This window comes from Lentibacillus daqui, from assembly GCF_027186265.1.
Classification (GTDB): Bacteria; Bacillota; Bacilli; order Bacillales; family Amphibacillaceae; genus Lentibacillus_C; species Lentibacillus_C daqui.
Genome location: NZ_CP114176.1, coordinates 2465893 through 2485610, shown reverse-complemented (window position 1 = coordinate 2485610; position 19718 = coordinate 2465893). Strand labels below are relative to the sequence as shown.

General features: G+C 40.3%; 22 protein-coding genes and 1 other annotated feature. Of the genes, 16 read left to right on the top strand and 6 right to left on the bottom strand.

The window, feature by feature from the left end; genetic code table 11:
• The first annotated feature begins 162 nt into the window (after positions 1-162).
• Genes fdhD through O2S85_RS12570 form a run of 3 tightly spaced genes read left to right on the top strand, consistent with a single transcriptional unit; the run spans position 163 to position 4388 of the window.
• Positions 163-969, top strand: coding sequence for a formate dehydrogenase accessory sulfurtransferase FdhD (gene fdhD, locus O2S85_RS12580; protein WP_269409670.1), 807 nt, complete (start codon positions 163-165; stop codon positions 967-969).
• 12 nt (positions 970-981) lie between these two features.
• Entirely contained in the window at positions 982-3921 is a 2940-nt protein-coding gene (fdhF, locus tag O2S85_RS12575; protein ID WP_269409669.1) for a formate dehydrogenase subunit alpha, read from the top strand.
• Complete coding sequence (locus O2S85_RS12570) at positions 3921-4388, top strand: helical membrane plugin domain-containing protein (RefSeq protein ID WP_269409668.1); 468 nt, start codon at positions 3921-3923, stop codon at positions 4386-4388. Before fdhF ends, O2S85_RS12570 begins: the two co-directional genes overlap by 1 nt.
• A gap of 111 nt (positions 4389-4499) precedes the next feature.
• On the opposite strand, the gene O2S85_RS12565 is transcribed toward O2S85_RS12570, so the two are convergent.
• The 3 genes from O2S85_RS12565 to O2S85_RS12555 form a co-directional block, all read right to left on the bottom strand.
• Positions 4500-5192: a Crp/Fnr family transcriptional regulator gene (locus O2S85_RS12565; RefSeq protein WP_269409667.1), complete on the bottom strand. Its 693-nt coding sequence runs from the start codon at positions 5190-5192 to the stop codon at positions 4500-4502.
• A 171-nt stretch (positions 5193-5363) separates the two neighbouring features.
• Positions 5364-6065, bottom strand: a complete 702-nt coding sequence (locus O2S85_RS12560; protein WP_269409666.1) for a Crp/Fnr family transcriptional regulator — start codon at positions 6063-6065, stop codon at positions 5364-5366.
• Between the two features lie 131 nt (positions 6066-6196).
• A complete protein-coding gene (locus tag O2S85_RS12555) occupies positions 6197-7018 on the bottom strand; it encodes an undecaprenyl-diphosphate phosphatase (protein ID WP_269409665.1) in 822 nt (273 codons plus the stop codon).
• Between the two features lie 112 nt (positions 7019-7130).
• Here O2S85_RS12555 and O2S85_RS12550 point away from each other — a divergent pair, with 112 nt between their 5' ends.
• Positions 7131-7463 (top strand): hypothetical protein, encoded by a 333-nt coding sequence (locus O2S85_RS12550; protein WP_269409664.1) that lies wholly within the window; start codon positions 7131-7133, stop codon positions 7461-7463.
• 170 nt (positions 7464-7633) lie between these two features.
• Here O2S85_RS12550 and O2S85_RS12545 read toward each other — a convergent pair whose 3' ends face one another.
• The gene (locus O2S85_RS12545; RefSeq protein ID WP_269409663.1) at positions 7634-7810 is read right to left on the bottom strand and encodes a YjzD family protein; all 177 of its coding nucleotides are present in this window, start codon (positions 7808-7810) and stop codon (positions 7634-7636) included.
• A 341-nt stretch (positions 7811-8151) separates the two neighbouring features.
• Between O2S85_RS12545 and O2S85_RS12540 the strand changes: the two genes are divergently transcribed.
• The 6 genes from O2S85_RS12540 to O2S85_RS12515 all read left to right on the top strand — a co-directional run bounded on the left by O2S85_RS12540 (position 8152) and on the right by O2S85_RS12515 (position 13694).
• Positions 8152-8778: a hypothetical protein gene (locus tag O2S85_RS12540; protein ID WP_269409662.1), complete on the top strand. Its 627-nt coding sequence runs from the start codon at positions 8152-8154 to the stop codon at positions 8776-8778.
• 145 nt (positions 8779-8923) lie between these two features.
• Positions 8924-9886, top strand: coding sequence for a BMP family ABC transporter substrate-binding protein (locus tag O2S85_RS12535; RefSeq protein WP_269409661.1), 963 nt, complete (start codon positions 8924-8926; stop codon positions 9884-9886).
• A gap of 186 nt (positions 9887-10072) precedes the next feature.
• A complete protein-coding gene (locus O2S85_RS12530) occupies positions 10073-11011 on the top strand; it encodes a beta-ketoacyl-ACP synthase III (protein ID WP_269409660.1) in 939 nt (312 codons plus the stop codon).
• 149 nt (positions 11012-11160) lie between these two features.
• On the top strand, positions 11161-12399 hold the full coding sequence (gene fabF, locus O2S85_RS12525; protein WP_269409659.1) for a beta-ketoacyl-ACP synthase II: 1239 nt from the start codon (positions 11161-11163) through the stop codon (positions 12397-12399).
• A gap of 142 nt (positions 12400-12541) precedes the next feature.
• Positions 12542-12748, top strand: coding sequence for a YuzI family membrane protein (locus O2S85_RS12520; protein ID WP_269409658.1), 207 nt, complete (start codon positions 12542-12544; stop codon positions 12746-12748).
• Between the two features lie 184 nt (positions 12749-12932).
• Entirely contained in the window at positions 12933-13694 is a 762-nt protein-coding gene (locus O2S85_RS12515) for a YjbA family protein (protein WP_269409657.1), read from the top strand.
• 130 nt (positions 13695-13824) lie between these two features.
• Here the strand turns inward: O2S85_RS12515 and trpS are convergent, their stop codons facing one another.
• Together trpS and O2S85_RS12505 are read right to left on the bottom strand one after the other, a co-directional pair.
• Positions 13825-14814, bottom strand: a complete 990-nt coding sequence (gene trpS / locus O2S85_RS12510; RefSeq protein WP_269409656.1) for a tryptophan--tRNA ligase — start codon at positions 14812-14814, stop codon at positions 13825-13827.
• A gap of 78 nt (positions 14815-14892) precedes the next feature.
• Positions 14893-15065, bottom strand: a binding site (T-box leader).
• Complete coding sequence (locus O2S85_RS12505; protein WP_269409655.1) at positions 15025-15159, bottom strand: hypothetical protein; 135 nt, start codon at positions 15157-15159, stop codon at positions 15025-15027. (Overlaps the previous feature by 41 nt.)
• A 143-nt stretch (positions 15160-15302) precedes the next feature.
• On the opposite strand from O2S85_RS12505, the gene O2S85_RS12500 reads away from it, so the two are divergent.
• The 6 genes from O2S85_RS12500 (at position 15303) to O2S85_RS12475 (ending at position 19642) form a co-directional block, all read left to right on the top strand.
• Positions 15303-15602, top strand: coding sequence for a rhodanese-like domain-containing protein (locus O2S85_RS12500; RefSeq protein WP_269409654.1), 300 nt, complete (start codon positions 15303-15305; stop codon positions 15600-15602).
• A gap of 205 nt (positions 15603-15807) precedes the next feature.
• A complete protein-coding gene (locus O2S85_RS12495) occupies positions 15808-16965 on the top strand; it encodes a putative glycoside hydrolase (protein ID WP_439649460.1) in 1158 nt (385 codons plus the stop codon).
• Positions 16966-17043: 78 nt separating this feature from the next.
• A complete protein-coding gene (locus tag O2S85_RS12490; RefSeq protein WP_269409652.1) occupies positions 17044-17631 on the top strand; it encodes a GNAT family N-acetyltransferase in 588 nt (195 codons plus the stop codon).
• A 257-nt stretch (positions 17632-17888) separates the two neighbouring features.
• On the top strand, positions 17889-18284 hold the full coding sequence (gene spxA, locus O2S85_RS12485; RefSeq protein WP_269409651.1) for a transcriptional regulator SpxA: 396 nt from the start codon (positions 17889-17891) through the stop codon (positions 18282-18284).
• 409 nt (positions 18285-18693) lie between these two features.
• On the top strand, positions 18694-19383 hold the full coding sequence (gene mecA, locus O2S85_RS12480) for an adaptor protein MecA (protein ID WP_269409650.1): 690 nt from the start codon (positions 18694-18696) through the stop codon (positions 19381-19383).
• A 79-nt stretch (positions 19384-19462) separates the two neighbouring features.
• The gene (locus O2S85_RS12475) at positions 19463-19642 is read left to right on the top strand and encodes a hypothetical protein (RefSeq protein WP_269409649.1); all 180 of its coding nucleotides are present in this window, start codon (positions 19463-19465) and stop codon (positions 19640-19642) included.
• The last annotated feature ends 76 nt before the right edge of the window (positions 19643-19718 follow it).

Here is a 19718-nt window from a genome sequence, read left to right as displayed (position 1 = left end):
GACTGGATTCTGAAAATATGATTTAATGCACATGTTTAAAAAATTAAGAGATTGTGTAGCGGTTGCGTTCGTCATATGGCACGTAACCGTCTTGAAACTGCCTATACGATGGACAAAAACCAGCATGTAAAGATGTGAAAATTCAACGAAAGGAGGATAAAAGTGCACAGCGATAGTACCACGTCATGGAAAATAACGAGATATCATCAACATTTACAGACCAAAGAAGATGATGAGATTGCCAGGGAAACGGCAATAACCGTGATGATTAATGGTGACCAATATGCAACGATTGTTTGTACACCGACACATGTACACGAACTGGTCATCGGCTTTTTGGCATCAGAAGGAATCATTCGTACCATGGATCAGATAGAAGGCCTTACAGTCGACGAAAAGACAGGATTTGTTTATGTTGAACTGAGCATGTCGGTTGACCTTACCGAGCGAACACAGCGCTGGATTGGTTCCTGTTGTGGGAAGAGCAGAGAGTTTTATTTGAAACAAGATGTTAAAACGGCTAAAACAATTACCAAGGCACCAACTATGTCAAGCCAACAAATTGTTGATCTCATGAGGAAATTTGATGAAGCTGCAAAAATACATGATCGAACAGGCGGTGTACACCAGGCAGCACTTGCTACCGGGACGGAAATGATTTGCGCATTCATTGATATTGGCCGTCATAATGCCCTTGACAAACTTTTCGGGTTTATCTTGGAACATCATCTATCTTTGAAGGACAAATGTATTCTCTTTAGCGGCAGAATTTCCTCTGAGGTCGTTTTAAAAGTTTCCAAGATAGGCTGTGGTGTCTTGTTAGCCAAGTCAGCTCCCACTGATTTAGCCCTGAAATTAGCAGAGGATTTACAAATCACTGCAGCTGGATTTATCCGTGAAAATAAACTAAATGTATATACGCATGATTCGCGCATATATGGAGATATGGGTCATCATGTATCAAAATAGGGAGGAGATATAATGCAAGAACATGTTATCGTAACGGTTAATGGAACGGAGTATTTGGCTGATCCGGGGCAGAATTTACTGGATTTACTTAATACTACGGAAGCGTTTATCCCGCAGATTTGTTATAACGAATCATTGGGACCGATTCAAACATGTGATACCTGCATGGTCAAGGTGAATGGCGAAATTGTTCGGGCATGCGGGACAACAATTGAAAGCGCCATGGAAGTAGACACAACAGCAGACGTTGTACATAGTGCACAAAAAGAGGCTTTGGATCGTATCCTTGAAAAACATGAACTATACTGTACTGTTTGCGATTATAATAACGGAACGTGCGAGATTCATAACACGATGGCCGATTTCGGATTAGAACATCAATCCAGACCTTTTCAAGCAAAACCATATGAGGTCGACCGTTCCTCGAAATTTTATCGTTATGATCCAGATCAATGTATCTTGTGCGGACGCTGTGTGGAAGTTTGTCAGGACGTACAGGTTAATGAAACATTACTTATCGATTGGGATCGCAAATCACCGCGCGTCATTTGGGACAATGATGTACCGATTGACCAGTCATCATGTGTCAGCTGTGGGCAGTGTGTGACGGTTTGTCCATGTAATGCCTTAATCGAAACCAACATGGAAGGTGAAGCAGGTTATATGACCGATCATAAACCAGGTCTGCTGCGCTCCATGATTGAAGTGACCAAGAAAACGGAGACAGGTTATGGCCCATTGTATGCGATTTCCGATACCGAAGCAGCGATGCGGGAGGAACGAATTGAGAAAACCAAAACCGTTTGTACGTATTGTGGTGTAGGCTGCACTTTCGATGTCTGGACAAAGGATCGCCAAGTACTCAAAGTCCAGCCGCAAAAAGAATCTCCAGCCAATCATATTTCAACCTGTATAAAAGGAAAATTTGGCTGGGATTATGTCAACTCTGAGGAGCGTCTGACTAGGCCATTGATTCGTAAAGACGATCATTTTGCTGAGGTGGAATGGGAAGAGGCGCTACAATATATTGCTAAACGCTTTCAAGACATCAAATCCAAACATGGGCCTGATGCATTAGGTTTTATCTCATCATCCAAAGCAACCAATGAGGAATCATTTCTCATGCAAAAACTGGCCAGGCAAGTGGTTGGTACAAACAATGTGGACAATTGTTCCCGATACTGTCAATCACCAGCAACAAAAGGATTATTCCGAACAGTCGGACATGGAGGGGATTCCGGGTCTATTGATGATATTGCGGCAGCCGATATGGTGATAATTATTGGCTCCAACACGGCTGAATCACACCCTGTTCTAGCCTCCAGAATTAAACGGTCACATAAATTATTTGGACAAAAGTTGTACGTGTTTGATTTACGGAAACATGAAATGGGACAGCGTGCTGATCGATTTTTCAGGCCCAAAAGCGGAACTGATCTGGTCTGGTTGTCGGCCGTTGCCAAATACATTATTGATCAAGGCCATGAAGCCCGGGAATTCATAGATAAGTGGGTGAATAACTTTGACGAATATAAACAAAGCCTGGAGAAATTCACATTAGCATATGCGGAAGAAGTCACCGGAATTTCACAGGAGGATTTAATAGACATTGCCGATCAAATTGTTCGTGCTGATAAACTAGTAATCTGTTGGGCGATGGGCGTTACGCAGCATACATTGGGAAGCGATACCAGTACGGCAATTTCCAATTTACTTTTGATCACTGGTAACTATATGCGACACGGAACCGGTGCCTATCCATTACGAGGACACAATAATGTCCAGGGTTGCAGTGATTTCGGCAGTATGCCAAACTTCTTCCCGGGGTATGAGGAAGTGGCCGATGATAACGTTCGTAAACGGTATGAAGAGAAATGGAATGTGGAGATTCCAGCCGAGCCAGGCCGGGATAACCATGAAATGATTGAAGCAATCCATGAAGGTGATCTTAAATCCTTGTATGTTTTAGGCGAGGATACTGGAGTGGTGGACGCTAACATCAATTATGTAACTGATGCTTTTAAAAAACTGGATTTCTTCGTTGTCCAGGATCTATTTTTAACAAAGACTGCAGAATATGCGGATGTTGTTTTACCGGCTGTTCCAAGCTTAGAAAAGGAAGGCACATTTACCAATACCGAACGAAGAATTCAACGACTATATCAATCGCTTGATCCAGTGGGGGATGCAAAACCGGATTGGCAAATTATTATGGCGATTGCCAAACAAATGGGATATGACTGGAACTATGCCCACCCTGCAGAAATCATGGATGAAGCAGCATCTCTTGCTCCATTATTTGCCGGTGTCACGTACGATCGTTTAGAAGGCTATAACAGTCTGCAGTGGCCAGTGGCAGCCGATGGAACGGACACACCATTACTTTTCGCGGATGGGTTCCCATTTGATGATAAAAAAGCAAGGCTATATCCACTGGAATTCAATTTTGATTATGCTACCAATGATGAATATGATCTGCATGTGAATAATGGTCGGGTGCTTGAGCATTTCCATGAAGGGAACATGACGTATAAATCTGCAGGATTGACCCATGAATTACCGGGAGCTTTTGTGGAAATTTCCCCTGAATTAGCCAAAGAACGTGGTGTAGAGGAGGGGGCATTGGTAAAATTGATTTCTCCTGAAGGGCATGTAACCGTAACAGCTACGATAACGGATCGGGTGCATGGCAAAGAAGTTTATTTACCATTGAATGATAATGGAAAATCGGCGGTCAATTACTTAACCAATAACACGGTTGATAAGGATACCAACACACCAGCATATAAAGAGGTTGCCGTAAAAATGAAGGTACTCAAGAAAAATGGAAAAAGTCCGATCCCATCCCATAATCACAGGAGGGGGAATCGTCAGTCGCAAATCAGTGTTCAGGTGGAACGAAAATGGGAACGAAATGATTATACCTTCCCGGGAAGCGTGGTGAACAAATAGTGGCTGAACCAATTACATCGATCAAACGAATGGAAATTCCCGAAGAGGTTATCAAACAACAGCAACTGGAAGAGGTCTTAACTGCGGTTAGCGAGAATAAAGACGCCATTTTGCAGGGAATTAACTTGCTTGCATCTCTTCATGATAAAGGCTTTCTACAGTTAATCACTGCGTTGATCATTCATAAAGAAGAAGCAGTGGAAAATATCATGAATGAGCTGAATAAGGAACAATACACTGAAATCCTGGGGAATTTGGGAAAACTTGCTTTCTTAATCGGTGATTTGCCAATGGATGATATTCAATACTTTACGGGAAAAATCAATCACGGTTTAAATGAGGCGCGGACATTTGAACGAACGGAACCAACGAAACCAATGGATCTATTGAAGGCATTGAAAGATCCGGAAATTAATAAAAGTATTACCATGATGCTGCAATTTTTACGTGGTATGGGGAAAGATTAAACAAAAGGCTGTCCAGAAGGTGACTGGGCGGCCTTTTTTCCCCTAAATCTGAACACATCGCAAAACGGCACGCGAAATTACTGCAAATTATACCGTGGAAAGAGCGTTATATTAAAATAACTCATCCTCGAGTTTCCCTGGATCCAACACGAATCGCCGCGTTTTATCCATGGAAACAAGGTCTTGCTTTTTTAATTGGGTTAAGGTACGGCTTACAGTTTCCCGGCTGGATCCGATCATATTAGCCAGTTGCCGATTGGTAAAGTGTGTATCGACCGTTATCTGCTGTTCGTTAAGCTTCTTTCCGTATTGCCGGGATAGTCGTAACAATAACAAGATAATCTGTTCATATGTATTATGCAGAATCTTCTCTTCTAACCTATTTTGCAAGTCAACAATTCGATCACCAAGCACTTTGAAAAGCTTTATGCAAATTTCAGGATGGGTAATGAGAAAGTTTTCAAAGGAATGGATCGGAATGTAGATCAAGATGGCATCTTCCAAAACTTCGGCATGCGCAGGATAGTTATCTTTTCTGAAAAAGCCTTGATGCGGGAACATCTCATCGGTATGCAGAACGTTGACGATTTGTTCTTTGCCATGAAAGTCGGTTTTATAAATTTTGACTTTCCCTTGATGAATAAAATAAACATTTGTCAAGGGGTCGCCCTGCATAAATATATGTGTCCCCCGTTGATACGTACGGGAGTTAGCAAGTTCTACAATCGGTTTCATTTCATCATCGGTTAAATCCCTGAATAATGGAACCTTTTGAAGAAGTTCTTTGACGGACTGGCTATTCATACCATTCTACTCCTTTACATGAACTAGAGAAACAAACATCATAACGGAGCCTTCATGTTTTTTACGTGGTGAGAATTGATTTCAATGCTTTACCGGACTTTTTTGAGCATCTTTTTTAAATCAAAAATGGAGTCGCTTGTTGGCAAAGGAGCGCCTCCGTTTTTTTATAGGTTAATGAATGCTGCACAGTTCAATGGGGCATTCTTCACAGTTAATTTCTGCCTTTAAATAGGTTAGGTCATGAATAATGATATGGCCTTTTTTCATGGAAATGATTTGTTTCCGTTTCAGCTCATTTAGCGAACGGTTGACACTTTCCCGTGAGGTTCCACAGAAATTGGCCAGTTCTTGATTGTTCAGGACAATATCAATATAAATATTTCCATTATCCTGTTTCCGACCATAACTGTTGGACAAACGAATAAGGGTGGAATAGAGAGCCCCCTTCTTGCCGTGCATGACAAGATCGCGGAATCGTGTCTGGTCCCGGCGATATGATTCACTCATCATTTTCATAAATTCGATGGCCAGACTGCCATTGTTGATCAATTCTTCCTCCAGGCGGGCTTTGTTGATAACGGCCACCTTGCCATCTTCCAGTACCTTGGCATTCAAAATATATTTTACTTCATCATAAAGGGAAAGCTCACCAACGATATCCCCTTTATTACAAATCCTTAAGGTAAGTTCGCGACCATCAGGGGAAAGTTTTCCAATTTGTACACGTCCTGATTGGATAATATATAATTCTTTCGCGTTTTCCCCTTCCGAAAATAAATAAGTATCTTTTTTGATTGGTTTCGTACGATCCGCAGAATCAAGTATATGACGTAATTCATCAGATATACTTGGCTTCAAAAATGGTTGCTGCATCTTTCAAAACCACCTTTTTTCAAGTTATTCAAAAAGCCCGGTTCATTCCTTCTTTGAACACTACTTGACAAATAACGTTCATCTTCTTTTGATCAGTATATCAGATTGTATGGTAAAAAAGAAAGGCAGTTTCATAGAAAGATAATAACGAGAATTCCTGCAATAAAACAGTAGAAGGAAAAATATTTTAAATTGCCATGCCGCATGATGTTCATAAACCATTTCAAGGCGAAATAAGAGCCGATAATTGCCGCCATGAAAGCCAGCAGATAAGGAATCATTAATGCATCAAAATGGGGGTCGGAAACAATATCTGTAACAGACATAACCGTAACACCAAGACTAACGGGAATGTATAATAAAAATGAGAATCGTAATGCAGTCTCCTGTTTCATCCCCAGCAAGATGGCCGCCACAATCGTTGCACCAGAGCGGCTGATCCCAGGGGTTAAGGCAACAGCCTGGGCTAGTCCGACAATGATGGCATCTTTTACTGTTAAATCGCCATCGTTTTTCTTTCCTCTAAGATTGCGGATTATCCAGAGTGCAATTCCGGTTATAAGTAATGTCACGCCGACAACGGTTACTGTACTAAGTTTGCTGCTTATATAGTCTTCCAATAGTAGTCCAAGCACACCAGTTGGAATAGTCGCAATGATTAAGTACAGAACAAATTGAAAACCGTTTTTGGCTGATTGATTTTTTGTAAAAAGGTATTGGAAAAATTCACGGATGAGCAGTATGATGTCGCGCCGGTAAATGACAAAAACGGCAAGCAAAGATCCGAAATTGACAATGATTTCAAATGATAACCCTTTGATTTCAATGCCAAACAATTCCCGTAAAATTACCAAATGCCCACTTGAGGATATCGGAATCGGCTCGGTAATTCCCTGAATGATTCCTAGTACGATATATTTTATTAATAACCAAAATGCTGCAACACTTTCCATCAAGAAAGCCCCCTTTTAACTTGTCCACTTTAAACCCCGTTTCGTCCGCTCTTACCGGTTCAGTCACCAACAAATAGGCAAATGCATAATCTGGTGACAGAGGAGGGTGAACATGAAACACGATCTTCATCATATATACGAGACTTGTAAACAACATATGCATGCGTATGTACTTGTTGAAATGGCAGATGGTTCAAAAGTCGACGGGATTATAACCGGATTGGATGACGAATACGTTTATTTAGCGGTACCAATAGATCAACGGGAACAGGAAATGTCTGATCCGTGGCGAATGCAGCAATATGGTTACGGCCCGGAGTTTGGGTATGGTTATGGGTATCCAGGCTACGGAAATCCAGGATATTATGGTCCACCAAGAAGGTTTAGACGGTTAATTTTACCATTGACTGCACTAGTGGCATTAAGCATTTTACCATGGTATTAAGAAAAGTGATGACGGGCGCTGGGGGCAGGCTGCTTGTTAAGAAATTCATATAGATTCAAATCTATTGTTATCTTAAAAGAAAAAACCCTTGTCAATCAGTAAACGATGACAAGGGTTAATCGAGTGAAACTTCATTACGTGAGCTATAGCACTATAATTGCTTTGCGGAGCTATTCCGCTTGTTCCTTTAAGATACCTTCACCCAACACATAAATAGCAATTGTGAAAATAATGGAAAGTACTAAGGTATGAATAACATTGAATGGTTCACCAGCCATGGCGGACAGGATATACGAAATAACACCGCCGATTGCCAGTGCCCAAATGAATGTCCAAAAAAACCGCATCTCAACACCTCATTCTTTAACATACTGTCTATGTCTATAGTTTATCAAACATGTAAAAAAAATTAAAGCATTTTCAAGATGGAAGAACCATTTTCGTGTATTTTCCAAACCGTTTGTTTTCATTTGTTAATACGCCTTGCTTAAAGTGCGTGTTCAAAAAGGAGGATAAAAAGGACCGAGAAGTTCTAGGCGGCGTAGCTTTGAGCACCGGGCTTGCGCTCAGGCGTCGGCATACCCCTTTTGCAGGGGCATGTCATTTTTACCGGACTTTTTGAACATCCTCTTAAACATATGTAGACCAGGACGATAATATAATAATTAAGGAAATGAGGAGGATGGCTATGTCTTATTTCATCACTAATTGCTTTAACTGGATCGGCTTTCATATTGTGAATGATTTGCTTGAACGTGGGTTTGAGGTGGCAGGACAAGATACATTTAGTACCGCAACAGCCGAACAGCTGGCAATGATGGTAGGAAGAAATGATTTATTTTCCCTTGTCACAGATGAAAAGACGACAAAAAAACACTATCAGACAATGATTGTAAATGGAGCATCGGAACCACCATTGCACATACATGCGGAAAAATCGTTCAAGCTCTGTCGTGGGGAAGAAGAAAATCCTGAATCAAACATGGTTACGATTAAGCTTCCATTGCTTTTCGGTGAATGGATGCCCATGAACGAGCATGGGGTATATGATCAGCAGACGTTTATTCCATTTGATTCAGAAACGTTTTATAACGAAGCGGTCCATATTGAGGATTTCCTACCAAGCTTCATGCAATGTTTACAGGCCAGCCGGTTGCCATCCCGATTGGAAATAAGATCGCAAAAACAGGAATCATTTGATGTAGTGAACGGTAAGCAAATGGTTTTTCCGCTTCATGTTGGCCAGATACACAGGCAGGTAAAATCGTTGACTAATCATTATAGACGGTTTAAATCCTTGTATCCTTATAATTAATGCTCAAAGGAAATCAAAATCTGCTGGAAATAATCGTGCCATTTTCACAGGGCTTTTTTTACCATCCGTTGCAAATGCATTTACTACTGGACGGGTAAACGCTACAATGGTAGTATGTGCCAATGTTTTAATAATGGGAGTGCAAATGTTGAAAAAGCGATATGTATGGATCCTGTTTGGGCTCATGGTATTGTTATCAGGTTGTGGGCACTTCTTCAATCATGGAAATATCCAAAAGGCCGGGATGCTTGTAGAAACGTCCGTTAATGATCAAGCATGGGAAAAAAAGAACTATAAGGGTCTGTTAGCTATCAGGGATAAATATGATGTCGACATTTATTATAGAGAAGGGGTTAAAACCGAAAAAGATGTACAACATGCCGTTGAGGAATTGGTTAATAAGGGGGTAAACCTTATTTTTGGTGAGAGCAGTTCCTATGGCAAGGCATTTGTAGATATATCCCAGCAATACCCAGAGGTGCAATTTGTTTATTTTAATGGCGATTACTATGCGGAAAATGTAGCCAGTCTAAACTTCAATACTGGTTCAATGAGTTTTTTCGGTGGAATGATTGCTGGAAAAATGACCGAAACCAATCAGGTTGGGGTTTTGGCAGAATATGAATGGCAACCGGGAGTAGAGGAATTTTTTGATGGGGTTAAATATCAAAATCCGGATGCAGAAGTACATATTAACTATGTGAAAAATCTGGATGATAAAGAAAATGCTTTAACCAATTATAAAAAAATGCGAAAAAAAGATGTTGATGTTGTATACCCCGCTAGTGAATCATTTCGTTCAGATATTATTAAACGAGCGAGCCGAGACGGGATTTACGCATTTGGAAATGTTGATGATCGATCTGTTATGGATGATCGAACGGTATTAACCAGCGTTGTTTTACATGTGGATAAATTGTATGAACTGATGGCCAAAAGATTTAATAAAGGTGAGATGACCGATCGGATTCTGACTTACGATTTCAAGGACGAAGCTATCACATTAGGCGAGTTTAGTCCTGACGTTCCTGAAGCATTTCAGGAAAAAATAAGAAAGGCAGTTGCTACCTATAAAAAGACAGGGTTGCTGCCAAATGAACAGAAATGACGGAACCCGGATAGTAATAAATTCACTTGCAACGCGGGGAAAGATACATTAAAATTAGTACCAAGTCATAATAATTGATGTTAATCACTGAAAGGCCTAAGGTGCCGGGGTAGCGATGTATGTAAAGGAAGCACACTAGTCGCTGGGCACCGAAGCTAGACAATTGATATTAGAGGAGATGTAAATATGAGTGTTGGAATCGTTGGGGTAGGGCATTATGTTCCAACAAAGGTTGTCACAAACCATGATTTGGAGAAAATTGTAGATACCAATGACGAATGGATCAGAACGAGAACGGGGATTGAAGAACGCCGCATAGCAGAGGATGATATGGATACGTCAGACATGGCCTTTTATGCGGCAGTAAATGCGTTGGAAGATGCAAATATAGACGCAGAAGAGCTTGACCTGATCCTGGTGGCAACAGTAACACCAGATACGCCTTTCCCATCTGTAGCATGCCGCTTGCAAGATCGGTTGGGAGCAACAAAAGCAGCTGCCATGGACATTAGTGCAGCATGTTCCGGGTTTATGTATGCTCTCATAACTGCAAAACAATTTATTGAAACCAATGTATATAAACATGTATTGGTCATTGGTGTTGAAAAATTGTCCAAAATCACCGATTGGTCTGATCGGAATACATGCGTACTTTTTGGCGATGGTGCTGGTGCTGCCGTGGCTGGTAATGTTTCAGAGGGAAAAGGAATATTATCATTTGAGTTAGGCGCAGATGGAGCAGGTGGCAAATATTTGTATCAGAACCCTGGAGATTATTTATTCCAAAATGGCCGGGAAGTCTTCAAATTTGCGGTCCGGCAAATGCCAAAGTCAGCTGTAAATGTCATTGAAAAAATTGGTTTGAATAAACATGATGTGGACTATCTGATTCCGCATCAAGCGAATATCCGGATTATGGAGGCTGCCCGTGAGCGATTGGATATTTCCGAAGATCGTATGGCCACGTCCATCAAACGATTTGGCAATACATCTGCAGCCTCCATACCAATGGCACTATCCGAGGCTGTGAAAAATGGCAGAATCAAGGATAATGATTTGCTGGTGCTGGTTGGTTTTGGTGGTGGCTTAACCTGGGGATCGGTAGCATTGCGCTGGGGTAAATAAGATATTTAATCTTACAGAACTTGCGTATTTAGTTTGTCTTCCCATCACTGATTTTGGCAAAGGGAATACATGAACAGTGCTTCGTAATTTCCTAAATGTACAAAATGAATTATAATGATAAAAGCATATTGGATTAGGAGGACAATCAGATGGAAGAAAGAAGAGTTGTTGTGACTGGATTGGGAGCCGTTTCTCCTTTGGGCAACGATGTCAAGACAACATGGGATAATCTTGTTGCCGGAAAATCAGGCATCGATTTCACGACGAAAGTGGACAGGGATAATTTTCCGGCAAAAGTAGCAGCAGAGGTAAAAGGTTTTGACCCATTGCTTTATATTGATAAAAAAGATGCTCGCAAAATGGATCCGTTCACACAATACGCTGTTACAGCAGCAAAAATGGCTGTAGAAGATGCCAATTTAACCATTAATGATGAAATAGCTGAACGTGTTGGAGTCTGGATCGGTTCCGGTATTGGTGGAATGAAGACATGGGAAGACCAGCACAATAAATTCCTGGAAAAAGGACCGAAACGGGTCAGCCCTTTTTTTGTGCCAATGATGATTCCCGATATGGCTGCGGGCCAAGTATCTATTCAACTGGGTGCAAAAGGGATTAATTCATGTACAACGACAGCATGTGCATCTGGAGCAAATTCGATCGGGGACGCATTCAAGGCCATTCAGCGTGGTGCGGCAGATTATATTATTGCAGGTGGAACAGAAGCCCCAATTTCTGATATGGCATTTGCCGGTTTCTGTTCCGCTAAAGCATTGTCATTGAATGATGATCCACAAACCGCAAGCAGACCATTTGATAAAAATCGCGATGGATTCGTGATGGGTGAAGGTTCTGGCATTTTATTGCTGGAAACACTGGAAACTGCACAAGCACGCGGTGCGCATATTTATGGAGAAATTGTCGGTTACGGCGCAACAGGTGATGCCTATCATATCACAGCACCAGCACCTAACGGAGAAGGAGCATCTCGGGCCATGCAACAAGCATTAGCGGATGCCCAGTTAACACCTGAACAAGTGGATTACCTTAATGCGCATGGAACAAGCACACAATTGAATGAAAAATGGGAAACAATTGCCATTAAAACTGTTTTTGGTGACTACGCTTATCAATTGCCTGTATCATCAACGAAATCGATGACTGGCCACTTATTGGGAGCTGCTGGGGGATTAGAGGCCGTGATCTCGATGAAATCTATTGAGGATAGCATCATTCCGGCAACAATCAATTATGAAACACCTGATGAAGAATGTGATTTGGATTACGTGCCAAATGAGGCGCGAAAGCAGGATGTCAATGTAGTCATGAGTAACTCGCTTGGATTCGGCGGGCATAATGTGGCTTTGATATTTAAAAAATATGCATAATAATAGAAAAAGGCTAGCCAGGATTGAGGATTCTGGTTGGCTTTTTTTTGATGCCTCCGTAAACAGGACAACCCTATCATGTATTTCCTTGTACAAGCATAGAATGAAATAAATGAAATGGACAGGCAGGGTGGGGGATAACATGTTTTATTTATTTCTTTTTTTATTGGGATTTGGCATGGCTGTATCTGGTGGCGTCACCATTATTGCCTATGCAAATTTCTTGCCAGTTGGTTTAGGGTGGGTTGATTACTTTATATTTTTGAAAGGCAGACCGGAATGTTACTTTTTGCCGATCGGTTTTATTTTGATGGCAATCGCGATTTACAACTATCCAAACACCCGTTAGATGAATGAGCAAAATGGTTCGGTAATTATTTTTTTATTTTTGTCCAAAACAGCGCTAATTTGGGCTTTTTACTTGTATTTTTATTTATACTTTGCACACATATAAATGAAAAGTCCCAGAATATTTTTCTGACATGATGGTCATAATGTATGGTAAATGTTAGTTAAAAAGTGAGGGTTGTTTTATGTTATATTTGCACGATGTGTGGGTGAATTGGTTTGAAGGAGAAGAGAATGGTTATAATGTATGTTATTTTCATGAGTGGCGGAAACAAGACGGTATCGAGTTGCTTGATCAGGTCCCGTTATTGTACATAACTGATGACTTATACCATTATATTGAAAATGATATGCATGACCTGCCAAAACCGATGCTCGATGCCATTTATAAGCGTGCATATATTCGCAAAGGACAGGAACGTACCGTGCTGGATTATGCTTGCATCGTCACGGATGGAACCGATATTATCGCGATCGATACGATAGGATATCAAATCCCGATTCGCAAAAGCAGACTCATACCGAGACAGGAACAGCTTGTCTTTGATATGGTCGAAAACACAAAAAAACAATCGTTTAAATTTGATGGAACGTTGCACCAAAAAGAATATCATATGTTATCCATGCCGCCGGAACTTGTTTATGGTTTGACCAGACGCGAGCGGCAGTTAAAACAATTATTAATGATGGCACTTGATCAGTTGCATACCGCGAATAACCCGGAAGAATTGCGCTATTGGCTAACCGAGTGGAATCCGAAAAAATATCCCTATATTCGATATATGGATGAAGAAAAGGTTTGGGAAGCATTGTATGAAGGGGTAAAATATGGATGGAGCACAGCACATGAGGATTTGTGCGGAAAAATGATTAAGGGTCAGCCGTTTTTGGAAAAAATGTGGGAACTGGAACAAAATCAGGAACCGGATAAATCGAAACAGAAATAATAGCGAAGTTCAGAGGTCGGAGTCGGATAAAAAACACTTGGCGAGGATACCAGTCAAGTGCTTTTTTAAGGTCGGGTTGAGTTTTGTCTCTTTACTCCGACTTTAGTTTCCAAACTCCAACCTCTTGCTTTTATTTACGCTTACGTCCCAGTCCCATGGCCCGTTTTGCTTTGACTAATGTTTTATTCGCGATTTCGGCAGCCTGTTCAGCGCCATGATCAAGAATATCGTCCAGTTCAGTCGTTTCAATCAAGGCATCATAACGATCCTGAATTGGTCCAAGTATTTGTACAACCGCATTGGCAACCGCTTGTTTGAATTCTCCATAGCCCTTTCCGGCAAAATCTGCTTCCAGTTTTTCTATTGATTCACCTGAACAAGCGGATAAAATCGTTAATAGGTTGGAGATACCAGGTTTATTATCTCTATCAAACTTAACAATCCCTTCTGAATCGGTTACCGCACTTTTTATTTTCTTCTCGATTTTTTTCGGCTCGTCAAGCATGGAAATAAAGGCTTTCTCATTGCTGTCTGATTTACTCATTTTTTTGGTTGGCTCCTGTAGCGACATAATCCTTGCGCCGACTTTTGGAACGCTGATCTGTGGAAGCGTGAAAATATCATTAAATTTATTATTAAACCGCTGTGCCAGATTACGAGTTAGTTCCAGATGTTGGGTTTGATCCTCGCCAACAGGTACTAAATTGGTTTGGTATAGTAAAATATCGGCGGCCATTAGCGGCGGATAAGTTAATAATGCAGCGGATACAGCTTCCTTACCTGCAGCTTTATCTTTAAATTGAGTCATACGTTCCAACTCGCCAATATAGCTAATTGACTGCATAATCCAAGCCAGTTCCGCATGGGCAGATACCTCGGATTGAATAAACAGGGTTGCCTTGTTTGGATCAATTCCTGCAGCCAGGTACAGCGCGGCAAGCGAGCGAATATTTTTCCGTAGCTTTAAGCGGTCTTGTGGTACAGTAATCGCATGTTCATCAACAATACAGAAGAAACATTGGTTGTCTTCCTGCAGGTTAACGAAATGCTGCATGGCCCCCAAATAATTCCCGATTGTTAGTGTCCCGCTTGGTTGAATTCCCGAAAATATTGTATTCATTTAGTTCACTCCATTAAAATCATTTTACCTAGGTTATTCTTCATTTTAGACATAAAAAAGGTTCATTAATCCCTTGCTAAAAGGGACGAATGAACCGCGGTGCCACCCTTATTATCCTGCAATTACAGGATCACTTCATCAAATTCAGCTCAAAAGTCCAATTCCCATTTACCTTGATGCCTGTTTTCACCAACCACAAGCTCTCTAAAATCAACGGATAAGTGGTACTACGCCTTTTTCATCGCTAATGATATTGTTTTTATCATTATAGAGATTTTTATCCTGAAATGCAAGGATGAAATCAAGCAAGCGATTTTTTCTGTGATCATTACGTTTGTCATGCATGTAGTTAGTGATGTAGACTAGACACACTAGCCAGTGAATTAAAACGTACTTTGAAACTGTAGTGCACGTGACTTGATAGTTCATCATTTGGTAATTAAGTGGGGGAATCCCATGCCACTTTTTTATAATGGAGGGAATTTAAAATGAAAGAAATTACCACAAAAGAACTTGCAGAAAAATTAAAGTCTGGTGAGGATCTTGACATTATCGATGTTCGAGAAGATGAAGAGGTTGCACAAGGCAAAATACCTGGTGCGCGTCATATCTCGCTTGGAGAGGTTCCTGATCGTCTGGACGAAATTGATAAAAATGAACATCATTACCTTGTTTGCCGATCCGGTAGACGAAGTGGCAGAGCATACGAGTTTTTAGAAAGCAAAGGCTACGATGTTACCAATATGAAAGGCGGCATGCTGGATTGGGAAGATGAAGTAGAAAAATAACGTTATTGGAGGACAGCCCCGTTACACTAATGTGTTAACGTAACGGGAGTCTGTCCTCCATTTTTAATGTATAAATGTGATGTTTTGATAAAAGTTATAGGTGAGCGTGTATAGAAGGTTCCTAAAACTATTGTAAAAACCTTTGATAGGAGAATGATCATTGGAAAAAGCACAATTCAAGCACATCACATTTGCCGGAATTCTCATGGTTGGATTGGGGATTCCATATATATCCAGCGGTGAAGAGATACAAACAGCCCGTACTTATGCTGCTAATACGACAAGCATTCAACCGGCTGACATCGACATTCCTTTTGCACGATTTACCCATGATTCCGGTTTAAATTTTGCTTATCCGGACGCGGTTAGAGGAATTTATGTTACCGGCCCATCTGTAGGAGGAAGCAAATTTGATTCACTTGTTGATTTGGTCGATTCAACCGATTTGAATACAATGGTTATCGATATCAAAGAAGACCATGGAAATATTACTTTCACACCGGAGAAAGGCTCTCCGTATGAAGAAGCTGCACGGGATTATATTGATGACCCAAAGAAACTGCTGAAATTTCTTGAAAAAAAGCAAATATATCCGATCGCCAGGATTGTCGTGTTTAAAGATTCTGTTTTGGCCAACTCTCAGCCGGAATTAACTTTTAAGGAAAATGGTAAAGTGTGGACAAATGGGAAAGGAGAGTCGTTTGTCAACCCATTTAAAAAAGAGGTCTGGGAATATAATGTGGAACTCGCCAAACAAGCAGCAGCATTTGGGTTTCAGGAAATCCAGTTTGATTATGTGCGTTTTCCGGAAGGGTTTGAGCACTATGATAAGGAATTGGAATACAGTCAAGGGGACTACAAAAACCTGGATATGACGAATACAAAGCGCCGTGTCAAAGCCGTTACTGATTTCGTTAAATATGCTAAAGAGCAATTGGCAGATTACAATGTGAAAGTTGGCGTGGATATTTTTGGATATTCCGCAACCATTCCGGAAGCACCGGGTATTGGTCAGAATTTCTCGAAAATAGCTGAGAACGTGGATGTCATTTCATCGATGATTTATCCGAGCCACTGGTCCACTTATTTTGGCATTGATTTCCCGGATAAACATCCATACCAATTGGTAAATTCCTATGCAAAGGTGGAGAATGAAGTATTGGGCAAGCTGGATAATCCGCCAATCACAAGACCATGGATTCAGGATTTCGAAGCGCCATGGCTGTATGACAAAGAGCCGACACATTATGGGAAAGCGGAAGTGGAAGCACAAATTAAAGCATTACAGGAAAATGGTATCGATGAATTCCTGGTTTGGAATGCCGCCAATTCCTACACGCAAAACGTGGACTATACCCCGTGACAGTAATTTTATGACTACTTGTTTTAGAAAGTCTGTAAAGGGTATAATAAACAGGTATAAAGGCAAAGGAGTAGATCAATGAATTGGTATGAAAAGCTAAACAAATATTTTCCGGTTGAAGAAATGAAATCCAAGGAACATATGGAAATATTATTGCAGGAAAAGGGTGACGTCTATCATAAAGATGAAGGTCGCTACCATGTATTAATGTATGCGGAATTTGATACGTTTCTTTTTATTGATTACCTTTGGGTGTCGGCCGAATCAAGAGGACAGGGGATTGGCCACAAACAGATTGAAAAATTGAAACGAAAGAATAAGCCGATTATTTTAGAGGTAGAGCCTGTTGATTATGAGGACACAGACACGGAGAAACGGTTGCATTTTTATCGACGGGAAGGGTTTACCCATGCACAATCAATTGGTTACAATCGTCGATCCCTGGCAACGAATGAGACAACTCCAATGGAAATCCTGTATTGGTCTCCTGAGGATGCTTCAGAAGATATGATTTATAAACAAATGAAAAAGATGTATGAAGATATTCACACGTATAAAGATAAAGAAATGTATGGAGCAGCTTATCAACCGGTCGATGAAGTATTGGTTTACGATGAAGCGCGTGATTCAGACAATCTATTTGCTAAATTGGATAAGACGGATTAGAGAATAAGCCTCCCTCTTACAAAATTTTTTTCAAATAGGAGGTTTAATTGACAACTTCTCGGGGTATCTTATACATGAATATAACGAATTGGTGAACATGCGAATTTTAGCATATTTTTCTAAGAAACCCCTACCTTTTGCTTGACAATTGTAGTATACTGTACATATAAGGTTATTTAAACTTATTTTAATCTGATAAGTTACTTAACGTTTAGAAGATGACTATACATTTTTAAAGAAATGAGGAGTGAAGTTTCATGGTAACACTTTATACCTCACCAAGTTGTACATCTTGCAGAAAAGCAAAAGCATGGCTGGAAAAACATGACATCCCGTTTACTGAACGGAATATCTTTTCCGAGCCATTATCATTGGATGAGATCAAAGAAATATTGCGTATGACTGAGGATGGAACGGATGAGATTATATCGACACGTTCAAAAGTTTTTCAGAAATTGGATGTCAATATTGATCAATTGCCTATGAAAGATTTGTTTAATTTAATTCAGTTAAACCCCGGACTATTACGGAGACCAATCATTTTGGATGATAAACGTCTGCAGGTTGGTTATAACGAAGATGAGATTCGTCGTTTTTTACCCCGGACAGTCCGTACTTTTCAATTGCGTGAAGCACAGCGTATGGTAAACTGATTGTTCAAATAACACAAAAGCGCAGATCTGGGAATGCTGATCTGCGCTTTTGTTTTCTTAACAATTCAATGATAACCAATATTAGCTGTAATTTTCTCAGCTTTTACAAAAATATCCTGATGACAAATGAAAGTAAATCAGTTATTATAATAAATTAATTATTATTCTAGGCATTTAAATTTTCAAAAGTCACGATTGTATCATACAATAAAATTATAGATAATAAATCATAAATGGTTCATGTCCAGTTGAATTGTACAGGGACATAAAAGGTGAGGCTGTCTCTTCCACCCCCCAAAAACGAATCGCGTGGAAAATAGATAAATGATGCGAGGGAAGTAACGGGAAAACGAACCAGTGAACCAATGTTTATTCTGGATGTTTTTTCTCATAGAAGGGAGAGAAAGGAATGGAAATAGAACGTATTAACGAAAATACGGTTAAATTTTATATTTCGTATTTGGATATTGAAGATCGCGGGTTTGAGCGGGAAGAAATTTGGTATAACCGCGAGCGTAGTGAACAGTTGTTTTGGCAAATGATGGATGAAGTGAATTATCAAGAGGATTTTAATGTTGATGGACCGTTATGGATTCAGGTTCAGGCACTGGAAAAAGGGTTGGAAATCATCGTAACAAAAGCACAAATTTCGAAAAATGGCGAGAGTATCGAACTTCCAGCAGAAGATGGAAAAACAATTGATTTAGCTGCTGATGAGAAGATCGAAAATTTTCTGGATGATAAGTTCGGAAAAAGCGATAAGAAAACAGAAAAGCAGGAGCTGACTGAAGATGGTAACCTATCTTTAACGGTTTGTTTCAAGGATTTTGAAGATGTTATTCAGTTGAGTCATTATTTCCAGGGTTCGGGTATGGGGGTAGAGGAGAATAGCCTATATCACTATCATGATGCTTACTATTTATATATGGAATTCAACCAGGATATACTGGATGACGATGAACAAGAGGATTTGATCAGTCAGGTTCTTGAATTTGGAAATGATTCAGAGGTAACCATTCATTTTCTAGAAGAGTACGGGAAAAAAGTTTTTGAAAATGATACATTTAATCAGGTGAAAGCATACTTCCCTGTACGATAATCACTAATTAAGCAAAACCTGTAAAGAAATACTTTGCAGGTTTATTTTATTTTTATACCAAAATCTATAGTTAAAATTAATGAATAAAAATGGTGATGATAAACTCGCTAGCGGAGGAAAACACGGAGACTCCTGTGGGAATGCGCAGTGTGAAGACCCCGCAGAAAAAGCGATCTTCTTTTTCGAGGAGGCTGAGGACAAGCCCACGGAAAGCGTAGTGTTTTTCCGTAGCGGTCGCCTAAATCAAAATTACCTCTAATCGGTCAACTATAGATTTTGGTTAAGAGTCATTTTTATTGAAAAATTTTGCCTGAATTTGCAGGATTTCTCCATCT

Bases quoted from the DNA above. Each gene is read 5' to 3' on its own strand.
- fdhF (WP_269409669.1), top strand. From the start codon at position 982: ATGCAAGAACATGTTATCGTAACGGTTAATGGAACGGAGTATTTGGCT.
- O2S85_RS12565 (WP_269409667.1), bottom strand. From the start codon at position 5,192: ATGAATAGCCAGTCCGTCAAAGAACTTCTTCAAAAGGTTCCATTATTC.
- O2S85_RS12560 (WP_269409666.1), bottom strand. From the start codon at position 6,065: ATGCAGCAACCATTTTTGAAGCCAAGTATATCTGATGAATTACGTCAT.
- O2S85_RS12555 (WP_269409665.1), bottom strand. From the start codon at position 7,018: ATGGAAAGTGTTGCAGCATTTTGGTTATTAATAAAATATATCGTACTA.
- O2S85_RS12550 (WP_269409664.1), top strand. From the start codon at position 7,131: ATGAAACACGATCTTCATCATATATACGAGACTTGTAAACAACATATG.
- O2S85_RS12545 (WP_269409663.1), bottom strand. From the start codon at position 7,810: ATGCGGTTTTTTTGGACATTCATTTGGGCACTGGCAATCGGCGGTGTT.
- O2S85_RS12540 (WP_269409662.1), top strand. From the start codon at position 8,152: ATGTCTTATTTCATCACTAATTGCTTTAACTGGATCGGCTTTCATATT.
- O2S85_RS12535 (WP_269409661.1), top strand. From the start codon at position 8,924: ATGTTGAAAAAGCGATATGTATGGATCCTGTTTGGGCTCATGGTATTG.
- O2S85_RS12530 (WP_269409660.1), top strand. From the start codon at position 10,073: ATGAGTGTTGGAATCGTTGGGGTAGGGCATTATGTTCCAACAAAGGTT.
- fabF (WP_269409659.1), top strand. From the start codon at position 11,161: ATGGAAGAAAGAAGAGTTGTTGTGACTGGATTGGGAGCCGTTTCTCCT.
- O2S85_RS12520 (WP_269409658.1), top strand. From the start codon at position 12,542: ATGTTTTATTTATTTCTTTTTTTATTGGGATTTGGCATGGCTGTATCT.
- O2S85_RS12515 (WP_269409657.1), top strand. From the start codon at position 12,933: ATGTTATATTTGCACGATGTGTGGGTGAATTGGTTTGAAGGAGAAGAG.
- trpS (WP_269409656.1), bottom strand. From the start codon at position 14,814: ATGAATACAATATTTTCGGGAATTCAACCAAGCGGGACACTAACAATC.
- O2S85_RS12505 (WP_269409655.1), bottom strand. From the start codon at position 15,159: ATGCATGACAAACGTAATGATCACAGAAAAAATCGCTTGCTTGATTTC.
- O2S85_RS12500 (WP_269409654.1), top strand. From the start codon at position 15,303: ATGAAAGAAATTACCACAAAAGAACTTGCAGAAAAATTAAAGTCTGGT.
- O2S85_RS12495 (WP_439649460.1), top strand. From the start codon at position 15,808: ATGGTTGGATTGGGGATTCCATATATATCCAGCGGTGAAGAGATACAA.
- O2S85_RS12490 (WP_269409652.1), top strand. From the start codon at position 17,044: ATGAATTGGTATGAAAAGCTAAACAAATATTTTCCGGTTGAAGAAATG.
- spxA (WP_269409651.1), top strand. From the start codon at position 17,889: ATGGTAACACTTTATACCTCACCAAGTTGTACATCTTGCAGAAAAGCA.
- mecA (WP_269409650.1), top strand. From the start codon at position 18,694: ATGGAAATAGAACGTATTAACGAAAATACGGTTAAATTTTATATTTCG.
- O2S85_RS12475 (WP_269409649.1), top strand. From the start codon at position 19,463: ATGAATAAAAATGGTGATGATAAACTCGCTAGCGGAGGAAAACACGGA.